At 73.8% G+C, this 12808-nt stretch carries 14 protein-coding genes; 7 read left to right on the top strand and 7 right to left on the bottom strand.

Features of this window, described 5'->3' with window-relative positions; genetic code table 11:
- Window positions 1-189: 189 nt before the first annotated feature.
- The 3 genes from AC07A6_RS10200 (at window position 190) to AC07A6_RS10190 (ending at window position 3112) form a co-directional block, all read left to right on the top strand.
- Window positions 190-846: a hypothetical protein gene (locus tag AC07A6_RS10200; protein ID WP_362467485.1), complete on the top strand. Its 657-nt coding sequence runs from the start codon at window positions 190-192 to the stop codon at window positions 844-846.
- A gap of 148 nt (window positions 847-994) precedes the next feature.
- On the top strand, window positions 995-2317 hold the full coding sequence (locus AC07A6_RS10195; protein WP_478776778.1) for a family 43 glycosylhydrolase: 1323 nt from the start codon (window positions 995-997) through the stop codon (window positions 2315-2317).
- Between the two features lie 111 nt (window positions 2318-2428).
- Window positions 2429-3112: a GNAT family N-acetyltransferase gene (locus AC07A6_RS10190; protein ID WP_478776777.1), complete on the top strand. Its 684-nt coding sequence runs from the start codon at window positions 2429-2431 to the stop codon at window positions 3110-3112.
- Between the two features lie 13 nt (window positions 3113-3125).
- Here AC07A6_RS10190 and AC07A6_RS10185 read toward each other — a convergent pair whose 3' ends face one another.
- Together AC07A6_RS10185 and AC07A6_RS10180 are read right to left on the bottom strand one after the other, a co-directional pair.
- On the bottom strand, window positions 3126-3422 hold the full coding sequence (locus AC07A6_RS10185) for a hypothetical protein (protein WP_478776776.1): 297 nt from the start codon (window positions 3420-3422) through the stop codon (window positions 3126-3128).
- Entirely contained in the window at window positions 3422-3853 is a 432-nt protein-coding gene (locus AC07A6_RS10180) for a DUF6924 domain-containing protein (RefSeq protein WP_478776775.1), read from the bottom strand. Before AC07A6_RS10180 ends, AC07A6_RS10185 begins: the two co-directional genes overlap by 1 nt.
- 77 nt (window positions 3854-3930) lie before the next feature.
- Here AC07A6_RS10180 and AC07A6_RS10175 point away from each other — a divergent pair, with 77 nt between their 5' ends.
- The 4 genes from AC07A6_RS10175 to AC07A6_RS10160 all read left to right on the top strand — a co-directional run bounded on the left by AC07A6_RS10175 (window position 3931) and on the right by AC07A6_RS10160 (window position 6172).
- Window positions 3931-4401 carry a hypothetical protein gene (locus AC07A6_RS10175; protein WP_478776774.1) on the top strand — a complete coding sequence of 157 codons (471 nt, stop codon included), beginning with the start codon at window positions 3931-3933 and terminating at the stop codon, window positions 4399-4401.
- A 195-nt stretch (window positions 4402-4596) separates the two neighbouring features.
- Entirely contained in the window at window positions 4597-5085 is a 489-nt protein-coding gene (locus AC07A6_RS10170) for a F0F1 ATP synthase subunit B family protein (protein ID WP_478776773.1), read from the top strand.
- A gap of 16 nt (window positions 5086-5101) precedes the next feature.
- The gene (locus tag AC07A6_RS10165; protein WP_362467492.1) at window positions 5102-5590 is read left to right on the top strand and encodes a hypothetical protein; all 489 of its coding nucleotides are present in this window, start codon (window positions 5102-5104) and stop codon (window positions 5588-5590) included.
- Between the two features lie 84 nt (window positions 5591-5674).
- Window positions 5675-6172, top strand: coding sequence for a hypothetical protein (locus tag AC07A6_RS10160; RefSeq protein ID WP_478776772.1), 498 nt, complete (start codon window positions 5675-5677; stop codon window positions 6170-6172).
- Window positions 6173-6195: 23 nt separating this feature from the next.
- Here the strand turns inward: AC07A6_RS10160 and AC07A6_RS10155 are convergent, their stop codons facing one another.
- The 5 genes from AC07A6_RS10155 to AC07A6_RS10135 all read right to left on the bottom strand — a co-directional run bounded on the left by AC07A6_RS10155 (window position 6196) and on the right by AC07A6_RS10135 (window position 12746).
- Entirely contained in the window at window positions 6196-6771 is a 576-nt protein-coding gene (locus AC07A6_RS10155; RefSeq protein WP_125600171.1) for a Uma2 family endonuclease, read from the bottom strand.
- Between the two features lie 157 nt (window positions 6772-6928).
- Entirely contained in the window at window positions 6929-8938 is a 2010-nt protein-coding gene (locus tag AC07A6_RS10150) for an ATP-binding cassette domain-containing protein (protein WP_478776771.1), read from the bottom strand.
- A gap of 330 nt (window positions 8939-9268) precedes the next feature.
- Window positions 9269-9712, bottom strand: coding sequence for a hypothetical protein (locus tag AC07A6_RS10145; protein WP_478776770.1), 444 nt, complete (start codon window positions 9710-9712; stop codon window positions 9269-9271).
- Between the two features lie 252 nt (window positions 9713-9964).
- Window positions 9965-11308, bottom strand: a complete 1344-nt coding sequence (locus AC07A6_RS10140; RefSeq protein ID WP_478776787.1) for an FAD-dependent oxidoreductase — start codon at window positions 11306-11308, stop codon at window positions 9965-9967.
- Window positions 11309-11525: 217 nt separating this feature from the next.
- Window positions 11526-12746, bottom strand: coding sequence for an MAB_1171c family putative transporter (locus AC07A6_RS10135; protein ID WP_362467498.1), 1221 nt, complete (start codon window positions 12744-12746; stop codon window positions 11526-11528).
- Between the last annotated feature and the right edge of the window lie 62 nt (window positions 12747-12808).

Below are 12808 nucleotides of genomic sequence, written 5' to 3'. Positions count from 1 at the left end.
CTCCCCTCCGCCTCTCATGACTAGATGTCACCCTCCTCCCCCCCCCCCCCCCCCCTCCCCCGCCCCCCCCCCCCCCCCCCGCGCTTTCACCGCGACTTCAAACATTGCGCGGATCCGTGATCGCCCTGCCGGCGCAGCGGGCTACGGTGGCGTCCACCTGCACCAACCCCCTCTGGCGAAAGGCAACTTGTGAGCACACGGGACGACGCTCCGCACCAGGACCTCACGCAGCTGCTGGTCACGGCCGCGGACCTGCCCGCGGCGGGCCTCGACGACTTCACCGAGCTGGCATCGCCCTCGTCCGACGAGGACCCGCCGCCGATGACCGCGCAGACCCCGGAACTCACGGCCGTGCTGAACCGGGCGTTCGGCGACAAGGCCGCGCGGGAGGTCAGGACCTCGTTCATGAACGCCGACTCCTCGATCGTCGTCGACGAAGGGGTCTCGGAGCGGGTGGCGGGTGCGGCCGCGGCCTGGATGGCCGACATGCGGCGCGTCTACACCGAGTGCGCCTCGTGGACGATGAGCATCGGCGACGACGAGATCACCGTCCAGGTGGTGGACCCGGCCGGCGACCCGAGCGAGCCGCTCAAGGTGGAGCAGCTCTTCGGCAACGAGGGCGACGGGGGCTATGAGGCCCTGATGCGCACGATGCTGGCCGGATCGCCCGGGCAGCAGGCACGGATCACCACCCTGCTGGTGCGCCACGGCGACCGGGCCCTGGAACTGACGTTCCGCAGCCTGGCGGGCGACCCGGACGGGCCCGAGGCGGCCCGCCTGGCGGCCGAGACGTCGAAGTTCCTCGCACTGGCGCCGTCGAAGTTCCTGGGCCTGCCGCCCCGCTAGGGGGTCGACGGGGTGGGGCGGTCGCGGGCCGTGCGCAACTCGTCGCGCGTCGGGGCGTTGGTCAGTGCCGACCGGCCAGACACCGAAGACCCGCAGGATCGGAGCCCCCGTGCGCCCCGTATCACCTCACCCCCTCAGGCGCCGCGTCATGCGCTGCCTCGCGCTCGTCACGGTCACCGCTGCCACGGCCCTGGGCCCCGCCATGGCCGCTCCGGTGCCCGATGCTCCGGTGCTCGACCGGGAGTTCGCCGACCCGGACATCGTGAAGGTGGGCAGTACGTACCACGCGTACGCCACCAACGGCGACGGCAGGAACGTCCAGCACGCCACCTCCCGCGACCTGAAGCGGTGGCAGGCCGGCAGCGGCGACGTCCTGCCGGTGCTCGGCGGATGGGCAGCGCCCCGGCGCGACCTGGTGTGGGCGCCGGAGGTGTACGACAGCGGCGACGGCTTCACCCTGTACTACACGGCCCATGACCGGGCGAGCGACCGGCAGTGCATCGGCGTCGCGCGGTCGCCGTCGCCGGACGGCCCGTTCCGGCCGGTCGGGGACGGGCCGCTGGTGTGCCCGGCCGCCGAGGGCGGCGCGATCGACGCCTCCACGTACACCGAGGGCGGGCAGCGCTACCTGCTGTGGAAGAACGACGGCAACTGCTGCGGCGCGGACACCTGGCTGCACCTGCAGCCCGTCTCGTGGGACGGCACCCGTACCACCGGCGACCCGGTCAGGCTGCTCAGGCAGGACCCCACCGGGGAGGGGGGCGTGGTGGAGGCCCCCACCCTCGTCAAGCGCGCGGGGCGGTACGTGCTGTTCTACTCGGCCGGCGACTACAGCGGCGACCAGTACCGGACCGGCTACGCGGTGGCCCCGGCCCTCACCGGCCCGTACACCAAGGCGGCCAAACCGCTGATGACGACGGAGACCCTCTCCGGCGCGGTGCGGGGCCCCGGCGGACAGGACGTGGTGACCGGCCCCGACGGCCGCGACCGCATCGTCTTCCACGGCTGGCGCGACGACCCGCGCCGCCGGGTGATGTACGCGGCCGACCTGGGCTTCGCGAACGGCTACCCCGTCGTGCGCGGCAGCAAGGTCGTCTACCAGGCGGAGAACGCCCTCGTGCACCACGCGGCGGTCCGGGACGCGCCGTCCGCCTCGGACGGCAGGGCGGTCGGCGGCATCGACCATGCCGACAGTCACGTGGAGTTCACGGTCTTCGCGGCGTCGCCAGGCGAGCACCGGCTGTCGGTGTGGTTCGGCAACGGCTCCCGGGACGGCGCGCAGGCCCCGGTGGAGGCCACGCACGGCCTCACGGTCAACGGCAGGGCCGCGGGCACCGTCCGCTACCGGCACACCGGCTGGGACAGCTGGGCGACGGCGGAGGCCTCCGTCGCCCTGAGGGAGGGCTGGAACACGATCCGCCTGTCGAAGGGCGAGTACTTCGCCGAACTGGACGGCGTGGAAGTGGCCTGACGAACGGCCGGACGCCCAGCGCCCCCTTATTGCAACTCACTCGCAATAAGGGCAGGCTGTGCCGTGCCAGAACGATCAGACGATCCCCCACCCGGAAAGGGGGCGTGCCCGATGGGCGGCACCTCCGCGGTTCCCGACCTCCCCCACGGCCAGGACGACACGGCCTGGGCCGTGCACGCGTGGGTCCACGGCTGGGCCGTGTCGCGCGGCGCCGCCGACCCCGTCCCCGCGCCCTGGGGCTTCACCCTCGACGTCGGCCTCCCCGGGCACGTCGCGCGCCACGTGCTGACGGCCGCGGACGAGGCGGCCGTCCGCAAGATCACCGAGAACCCGGCCGCCCCCGGCACATGGCTGAAGGCACCCGCACCGCCGGAGGAGTTCGAGTCCTGGCTGGGGCCCGGCTGGTCCCTGGCCGGCGGGCCCGGCTTCCTGATGTCCGCCCCGCCGCGCGCCGCCCGCGCCGGGGCTCCGCGGGCGGTCGCCGACGGCTACCGGCTGGACACGTGGATCCGGGACGGCGTCGCCCGCGCCCTGGTCCGCACCGCCGAGGGCGCCTTCGCCGCACGCGGCCAGGCCGGCATGGCCGGTCCCGTCTTCGTCGTCGACCAGGTCGAGACCGACCCCGCCCACCAGCGCCGGGGCCTGGGGCGCCTGCTGATGCACGCCCTCGCCGACGCCACCGCCGACCGGGGCGCCACGGAGGGCGTGCTGGTCGCGACCCCGGAGGGCCGGGCCCTGTACGAGAAGACGGGCTGGCGGGTACTGGCCCCGCTGACGGGCGCCGTCCGCAGCTGATCCGAACGGCCGCTCACAGTCCGCGGATGGCCTCCGCCAGGTCGGAGCCGTACGACGCCCAGCAGACGACCGACCCGTCGGTGTCGAGCTGCCCCATGAACCACTCCCCCTCGGCCAGCACGAGGCACAGGCCGTGGAACGAGAGGATCACCTCGGGCCGCAGGATCGCGTAGTCGCTACGCCCGTGCTCCTCGACGACCACGAGCCGGCCGAGGTCGAGCGGGGCGGCACTCCGGTCCTGCGACAGCTCGCGGATCCGCTCGATCGTCCAGCCGGCAGGCAGGTCCGCGGTCCCTGTCGGACGGTGCATCAGACCGCGCCGAAGCCGCGGAAGGTCCCCGACCCGTCGGCGGCATCGGCGAAGTCCGCGAAGTCCATGTTCGAGATGACGAGGTTCGCGGACACGTCGGGAAACCACCGGGCCGGCACCCTGAACGTCCGCCCGGGTTCCTCCCAGAGGTCCACGGCCAGGAGCGGGTGGGCCGGATCCGCCATCGTCGTCGAGTCCGCCAGAAACATATGGACGACCACCTCGCCCTCGTCCTCGTCCGCGGCGGCCTCCTCGGCCAGCAGTGCGCGGACCTCCACGCCCGCGAAGCGGGGGTCGCTGACGTAGGTGGCGTTGGAGTCGCCGCCGCCGGCGGCGGCGAGCGCGGCCCGGACCGCGTCCCAGGCCCCCTCGTCGTCGAAGTCGGTACGTACGACCAGTGAGGTCAGGTCATCGGGCTGGGGCAGCGGCATGGACGGATCCTCTCACCCGGCACCGACTTCCGGGCAGGATAGGCTGCTGCCCCACCGAGCGAGGGGAACGCACCGCCGTGCCCGAAAGACCGCGGCCGGAGGACGCCCTCGACGCGCTCCGCACCGAACTGGCGCCAGCAGCCGTACGACCGCGAACGGCCGGGGCGACCCTCCGGGACGCGTGGCCGGCCTTCGCGCGTTTCGGACGGAGGCGCTTCGCGACGGCGTCCACCCCCGACTCCGACGGCTTGCTCTTCCAGTACGGCACGTACGCCTTCAGCGGGCGGCCGATGTTCACCGTGGACCTCACCCGACAGTTCGGCATCGGCGGCGACGACGACGAACACGACCACTACATGCAGGTCCACTGCGAGTTCCGCTACGAGCCCGCACCGGACCTCGACGCCTTGGAAAGCTTCGGGTCCTGGTACTTCCACGACGCCGACGAGAACCTCGACGAGTGGTTCGCCGCCATGGCGAACCGTCTCGGACCGCTGCTACTCGACCGCACGCCCTGCGAAACCGACCTGTACGAGGAGACGCTGTAGCCCCTGGCCCCGGCACCGAACAGGCCGGCGGACATCCAGCCCCCCTTGCCCAGGTCGACCATCAGGCCGCCCAGCAGCGCCGCGACCCCGTTCCGACGACGCCGACGACCGTCAGGGGCAGGGCTACCCGCAGTGCGGGAGGCGACTGTAGCTGTTCACCCACCCGGTGAATCGCACACGCATATGATTCTGTCCATGGGACCGTTGAAGCCTAATCTCGTGGACCTGCTGGCCGCCCTGTTCTGCTTCGCGGCCGTCTTCGCCGTGATGTCGAAGGTCCTGCTCCCGCGGATCGGGAAGGCGCTCGAGGTCCGTGAGTACGCCATCGAGGGCGTGTCGGGGCTGGCCGGGGGGACCCGGCTGGAGGCAGAGCGCGTACTGGCCGTGTGCCAGGCCGAGTTGGCCGCCGCCCGGCAGGAAGCCTCGCGGATCCGGCAGACCGCGCTCGAAGAGGGTGCGGCGCTGGTCGCCGCGGTGCGCGCGGAGGGGGTGCGGGCGCGTGAGGAGCTGGTCGCCGCTTCTGCCGTGCAGCTCCAGGCGGACCGGGGGATCGCCGAGGCCGCGCTGCGCGAGGACGTGCTCGGGCTGGCCACCGAACTCGCCGGACGCATCCTCGGCGAGCCGCTCACCGACGCCCGGCGCAACCGGTCCGTCGCCGAGGCGTTCTTCGCCGAAGTCGAGTAGGGGCGGTGGGTCGCTGGTGAGCGGCGGATACGAGGAGGCGGGCTTCCGGTTCGGGTGGCGCGGCAGCCACTACCCGGGCGGGCCCGTCGAGGAGCTGTGGCTGGCGGTCGGCGGGGAGCCGGGCGGCGGCTGGTGCTTCGACGCGTACTTCATCGGGCGCACACCGCTGCCCGGCGGCGCGCCGCTGGCCGCCGCGTTCGCGCGGTGGCTGCTGGCCGCCGCGCCCGAAGGCCGGTACGAGGAGGAGTTCCTGCTGCTCGACGGTGAACCGCAGAGCGGTTCACGGCGGCTCGCGGACGGGACCCTGCTCACCGTGGAAGTGCTGTTGGGCCGTGAGGAAGCGGGCGGCCCCGAGTACCTCCAGGTGCTCCTGTTCGGCGAGGTCGGCGGGTACGCCTTCGAGGTGTGCGCACCGCTGGAATGCCGGCGGGTGGTCCGCGCCGAACTCGAAGCCGCTGCGGAGCGGCTCCTCGGCGGCACGGAACGGCCGCCGGGCCGGGCTTGAGGGCGGCTGGAAACCACGTGCTCCCAGGCCGCCTCGGGTGCGACACTCCCGTGTTGATCTGATCGTTTACGGGGGGCGCACGCCATGCACAGAGGTACCGGACTGCTGACGAGACACGGCCTGGCGGTGCTCGCCGCGGCCGCCGTCCTGACGGGTTGCGGGCCCGCCGAACCGCAGGACGGCTCCCCCGCCGGGGCATCCGCCTCGCACGCGCCCCGGGCCGCCGCGGCAACGCGTGACTCCGTCGAGGCGGACATCGTGGCCGCGCTCCGCAAGGCGGGCATCGACCCGGCGGCGGGCGGGACCACCCCGGTCCGGGGCGGGGCGAAGCGGCCGGACATGTTCGACTGGATCGGGGTCCTCAAGGCCCCTGAGGCCGAGCCGGCCCGGGCCGCGGCCGGTGCCGAGCTGGAACGCCTCGGCTGGCGGAAGGTCTCCGAGAGCGGCACGGTCCACCGGTACGAGAAGGACGACTGGAACCTGCTGTGCGCCGCCATGGGCGCGGAGGAACTGCCGTCCCTCCAGGAGGGGACCGGCGCGCTCTCCTTCACGGCCACGAAGCGCGACGGGGACGCTTCCTGACGCTCCGGCACCGGCACCGGGGCTCAGCGGACGTGGTTCTTGAGGACGTCGGTGTCGTCCAGGGTGATGTCCACCGGCGCGGGGATCCGTACGGTGTCGCCGAAGAAGAACGTCTGGGTGTGGTACCGGCCGTTGACCGGGTCGGCGTGCAGGACCAGCGAGCCGTTGTCGCGGTCGATGAGGAGGTAGACCGGGATCTCCTGTTCCGCGTACGCGCGCGGCTTGTCCTGGCGGTCCCGCTGGTCGGTCTTCGCGTCGTACGAGGTGACCTCCAGGACCATGACGACGCCGTCCGCGGCCGCCCACTCCCCCTGGCCCGCGAAGTAGCCCTTGGGGGCGAGGACACCGTCCGGGCGGGCGTTGCCGTTCCCGTACGTCTCCACGCGCAGGCCCTGCTCCGGGTACAGGCGCAGGTCGGGGCGCTGCCGCATGCAGTGTTCCAGCAGCCACATGATGATCTCGCCGTGGTCGCCGTCGGGCACGGGCTTGACTCCCAGTTCTCCGTTGATGAGTTCGAGTTTGACGTCGTGCTGTGCGGCGGCTTCCGCGATGGCTTCGAAGGCCTCGCGGCTCATCTGCGGCCAGTCTCGTGTGATCACGGTGTCCTCCCGGTAGGGCCGTGGCCAGGGTATCCAGCCGCCGTCGGGTGCGGCACGCCGCGTCGCGTCGCATCGCGTCGCATCGCATCGCGTAGTGGCCGCGGGCGTTCCGGGCAGCCGGCCGGCCGGCCGCGGGTGGTCGGCCGGCCGGGCCCGGTCAGGCCCCGGTTTCCGTGGTGCGGTAGCCGCTGGCCTGGAGGGTGAACATGGCGGCGTAGTCGCCGTCCAGGGCCATCAGCTCGTCGTGGGACCCGGACTCGACGATGCGGCCGCCCTCGAAGACGAGGATCCGGTCGCAGTCGACGACGCTGGCGAGCCGGTGCGAGATCAGCACCGTGATCTGGTCCCGGCGCAGCCGGCCGCGCAGCACCGCCTCGTACACGGCGTGCTCGGACGGCGGGTCCATGCTCGCCGTCGGCTCGTCCAGGAGCAGCAGGACGGCCTCCTGGTACAGGCCCCGCCCCACGGCGATCTTCGCCCACTGCCCGCCGGAGAGCTGCTGCCCGCCCTTGAACCGCTTCGACAGCAATGCGTTCCACTGGCCGGGCAGTGCGGCGATGACCGCGTCGGCGCCTGCGGCCCGTGCGGCGGCCATGGCGCGCCGGGGGTCGGCCTCGGTGAGGCTGCCGGCGCCGGCGGTGATGTTCGACAGGGCGCTGAACGGGAACCGGACCGGGTCCTGCAGCACGCAGGCGACGCGCTGGTGGACGGACCGGGCGTCCATCTCGCGTACGTCGACGCCGTCCCAGCTGACGCTGCCGCGCTGGGCCTCGTACAGGCCGGCCAGGAGTTTGGCGCACGTCGACTTCCCCGACCCGTTGAGGCCGACGAACGCCACCGTCTCCCCGGCGCGGAGGGTGAAGGAGACTCCGTCCAGGGCGGGCTTGTCCTTGCCGGGGTAGGTGAAGTGGACGTCGCGGACGGTGATTTCCTCCACCCGGTCCGGCGCCCGGACGTCGGAGGTGCGGGGCAGGAGGCGGCGGCTGCGTTCCTGGACGGCGAGGAGGTCGTCGACCCAGAGGGCGTGCTCGTAGACGAGGTGGGCGACCTCGATGAGCCGCGTGAGGGAGGACTGCCCCGCCTGGATGGCCAGGACGGCGCCGGCGCCCGCGGCCAGCGGCAGCCAGCCGGCGATCAGCATGGCCGCGAGGGCCGCGTAGGTGATGCCGGTGCCGGTGCCGCCCACCGCCCGCCCGGCGAGGCCCAGCAGGGCGGAGCCCACGCCGAGGCGGGTGTCCTCCTCGGCGATCCTGGTGGTCAGGCGGCGGTGCTCGGCGAGCAGGGCGCCCTGTGCGGTGTCGGAGCGCAGCTCGGCGGCCGCGTCCACGTCAAGCAGCAGCCACGAGAAGACGCGTACGCGGCGTTGCAGGGCGTTCCAGCGCTTGAACGAGCGGAAGCGGGCGCGGGCGCTGTGCACGGCGGCCACGCCCACCGGCAGGACGGACAGCAGCAACAGGGGGAGGAGGAGCGGGTGCAGGACGCCGAGCACGCCGGCGGTGCCGAGGAGGGAGAGGGCCGCTGCGGCGAGGGAGACGACCTGGCCCACGATCATGCGGGCGTAGAAGAGCCCGCGGTCGTTGGCGCGGTGGACCTCGTCGTGCCAGTCGGCGTCTTCGACGGCTTCGAGGCGCACGTGCGCGGTGAGGTGCAGGAACTCGCATTCCAACGCGGTGCGGATCTTGGGGGTGACGCGGGCCTGGGCCACGGCCACGGCTGCTTCCAGCAGGGCCCGGGCGGCGAGGAAGCCGGCCACGAGGACGATCTCGGGGACGGCGGCGCGGACCCGGTCGGGCGTCGGGCCCTCGGCGAACAGGTGCTGGAGGACCCTGACGGAGGCGATCAGGCCGAAGGCCGTCATGGCCGCGGAGGCCAGCTGGCAGAGGACGGCGGCGAGGGTGGCCCGGCGGTCCGCCTGCCAGGCGAGCCGGCCGATGAGGGCGGTGATGCGGGGGAGGCGGGCGAGCACCTGACGTACGGTGGCGCTCGCGGCGGCGCCGTCGTGGACGGACCAGTACGCCTCTTCCAGCCCGTCGGTCATGTCGCCGTCCTCCGGCCCGGCGGGCACCGCGGCCGGGGGCGGGGGCAGGGACGGCGCGGCCGGCGGGGCGGACCGCTGGCCGGGCACGGTGCGGGCCGCCGCTGCCGCCGCTTCGGTGGGCTCGCTCATGCCGCCCACCTCGTGTCCGGTCGTACGGCGCGGTGCGCGCGGATGCCGGACGGCTGTGGTCGCGCGGGGCGGGCGGCGGGGGAGGTGCGCCGCCGCTGTTCGAATCCGAGGCGGCAGGGGGCGGGTGCGGGTTCGGGATGCACGGTGTCCTCCATCTGGGCGGCCGGTTGGCACTGGTGCTCCAAGAACGCCCCGGTTCTACGCCCGTAACGGCCCCGGAAGGACGAATCCCTCGAACGCGAATACGGCCCCGGCGGGCGGGCCAGCAGCCGCCTGCCCGCCCGCCTTTGAACCCACACGTTCGAGTGGTCGGCAACGCCCGGCACCCGATCAGGGGCTTGCCTCTACTTCACCACCGGGTAAGCGGAAGTCGGCGGCATGCGGGTGGGGGGCACCGTCGGGACCGGCCCGCGGGTCGGCACGGAGGTGGACGGGCTCGCCGTCGGAACGGGCGTGGAGGTCGGGACCGACGTGCAGGCGGGGCTCGGCGCCGGAGCCGGCGGGGAGGTCGGGACGGTGGTCGGAGCCGGTACGGAGGTCGGAGCCGCCGTGGGCGTCGCAGCCGAAGTCGAGGTCGGAGTCGGGGCGTACGTCGGAACCGGCGTGGGTGTGGGGGCGTACGTCGGAACCGGCGTGGGTGTGGGCGTCGCAGCCGAAGCCGCGGCCGGAGCGGGGGCGTACGACGGGATCGGTGTGCGGGTCGGAGCGGACGTCGGGGGCGACGTCGGGACCGGCGCCATGGTCGGAGGCGGGGTCGGGGTCGGTGACGCGCACGTGGGGCTCGGGCTCGGTATCGGGTCCGGCGTCGTGGGGTCGGCCTGGGCCATGCCGGTCGCGAGCGCGATCCCGGCGATCACGCCGGACGCCGCGACCGCGGCAGCAGCCGCAGCCGTGGTCATACGGGTTCGGTGATTGCGCATGTGGTGGTTCCCCCCTGGTCAGCTTGCGGGCCGGCGCGGTCGCCGACCATGATCCAAAGCCAACACCCTCCGTCGCCGACCCGCAACAGGCTTCCCGCCGACCCCACTACGCCCCTACGTGCACCAGTGCGAGTTCCCGCGCCGTCAGGGGCGGGCCGGTGAGGGGTGGGCGGCGGGGGCCCCGTACGGCTCCCAGCAGGACGCGCGGTCTGGCCAGCGCGGCGAGCGGGGTCTGGAGGGAGGTGACGTCGGTGAGGTCCTTCACCATGGCGAAGCTGCCGCAGCTCGTCGTCACCAGGCGGTCCACGTAGCGGGCCAGGATCCTGTCCCTGCGGTTCGGGCTGCCGCCCCGCACCCCCGGGTAGAAGATGTCCTGCCCCGTGGCCAGGTCCCAGGCGGCGTCGACCCGCTTCGCCACGGCCCGCTGGACCTGCCGCGCGAGATGGGGGGCGTCCACGCCGCGGGCGCGGGCCTTCTCCCGGAGGATGGCGGCCGACTGCGCGGCGACCGACATGCCGTGCCCGTACACGGGGTTGAACGCGGCGAGGGCGTCGCCCAGGACGACGAAGCGCTCGGGCCAGTCCCGCACCTGCTCGAAGTACCGGCGCGTGTTGTGCGTGCTCCTGCTGACCGTCACGCCGGTGAGCGGCTCCAGCCGGGAGATGATCTCCCCGACGACGGGATGGCGGAGTCTGCGGGCGAAGGCCTCGAAGTCCTCGGCGGCACCGGTCGGTTCGCCCGCCCGGGTACCCGTCTGGGTGACGATCCACCGGCCGTCCTCGACCGGCAGGATGCTGGCGCTCTGCCCCGGGCACCCGCCGCGGGGGTCCGCGTGCACGCTGACGATGGGGAAGCCGGCACTTCCCGCCGGGGCGCGGAAGACACGGGTCGCGTACACCAGGCCGAGGTCCACCGCGCGCTCGGGTGCGGGGCGCACCCCCAGGTCCGCCAGGTACCGGGGCGCGCGCGAGCCCCGCCCGCTCGCGTCGACGACGAAGTCGGCGTCCAGGGTGCGGTGGCGGCCGTCCGCGCCGCGGATCCTGACCCCGGTGATCCGGGAGGCGCTGCCTGACAGGCCTTCGACCCGGGTGCCCTGGAGGAGGGTCACTCCCCCGCAGGTCAGGACGAGGTCGCGTACGACGGAGTCCAGGAGGTCGCGGCTGCATCCGATCACGAAGTGGGTCTCGCGGTCCCAACGCCTGAACCAGCCCTGCCCGCTGAGCGCGACCATGCCCGTGGGGACCGGAATGCGGTTCGCGCCGGCGGCCAGCCAGCGGTCGGTGATCCCCGGGAGGAGCGCCTCGGCGGCGCGGGCTCCCCCGCTCCAGAGCATGTGCGCGTGACGTGCCTGGGGGAGCCCCTTGCGGGGGAGCGGCCGGTTCGGCAGCTGATCGTTCTCGACGACGAGTACGTCGTCGACCGCCCCGCGCAGGGCGCTGGCGGCGAGCATCCCGGCCAGGCCGCCGCCGATGACGACGGCACGCCGGCGCACCGTCGGGACGCCGGCGCGGGCCTGGGTGGTGGTCGGCTCGGGCACGTGACTGCTCTCTACGATCTCTGCGGGCTCAACGGGCTCAACGGTCCCTGCGGGCCGCCGACGGGTGGTGTTCCCGTCGGCGGGGGCGGGGTGCGCGGGCCCGCGTCCTCGGCGGGCCGTGGCGTCGGGGTCACTCGGCCCGGCCGGAGCGGGCCGGAGGAACGTCCCTGGGGGCCGGGACCCAGGGCGGGGCCGCGCACAGCGGCCGCCGCGCGGCGGCGCCTTCGAGCAGCGCCATGGCCCGTACCGCGTCGGAGAACCGTACGAGTCCGTCGTCGCTCTCGGTCAGGGACTTGAGGCCGCCGCCCCCGTCCCCGTCGCCCTCGCCCGGCCGGGTGCGCAGGGAATCGAACGCGGCGATGACCAGTGCGGCGCGGGCCGCCGCTTCCGGTGCCAGCGCTCCGGGGCCCCCGTCGGGCGCCCGCTCGTCCGGCCCCGCCCCGGGCTCCAGGTAGGGGGCCAGGAGCCGCAGACCGTCCCGGATGTCGCAGGTCCGCCGCAGGTGGCGCCTGCTCAGGGACGACCACCAGGGTATGCGCACCAGTTCGTACGGGATCACCGCGCGCATGGCCTCCCACAGCGGACCGAGCCGCCTGTAGCGCGACCGCCGGCGCCACCACCCCACCAGGCTCTGGCCGACCGCGGGCAGGGCGAACCCGACGCATTGGAGCAGGGAGGCCAGGGCGGCCAGGGAGGGAGCCACGGTCGTGCTGACGGCATCCCAGTCGCGGCCCGCCCATCGGGCGCCGACGGCGAGGAGCTTGAGCACGGCGTAGCCGAAGTTCAGGACCCCTCCGGCGACGATGAGGACGAGCCCGGCGCGCAGCAGGCCGCCCACGTCGCGGGCCCAGCGGCGGCACAGGACGGACAGCAGGACGGTCGCCACCGCGTGCGCCAGGACGTAGAGGACGATCATCTCCCGGATGAACGGCGTGGTGGCGTAGTACGTGTCGAAGTCCCGCAGGCGTTCGTCGGGCGCGTCGCCGAGGGCGAACAGGGCGAGCAGCGCCACGATGACGGCCCCGTAGACGCCGGCGCACCAGCGGGTGGCCCTGCGGCGCTGTTCGTCCGGTCCTCCCCGCCACGTCAGCATCAGGATGATCACGCTGGCGCTCCCGGCCGTGACCAGCGCGAAGACCAGCGGAGCGGAGAAGTTGGCGACGCCCGTGAGCCGGTTGACCTGGGACACCGTCGACGGTGCGGCGAAGAAGAACACCACGGCGCCCACGGGGATCACAACGCCCACCGAGCGGACCAGCGGGTCACGCCAGTGGCGTACGAGGCCCGGCACCCGCATCGCGAAGGAGACGAGCAGAAGGGCGGCCGGAAGGTAGTAGTAGAGGTTGTTCACCTCGCCCCCCTCACGGCCGGTACGCCGTACGGCGGCGCGGGGTCAGGTGCGGGGGCAGGCCC

The organism is Streptomyces sp. NPDC044002, assembly GCF_056434525.1.
Note: the sequence above shows the minus strand (reverse complement) of the source record. Positions and strands in the feature narration are given on the sequence as shown.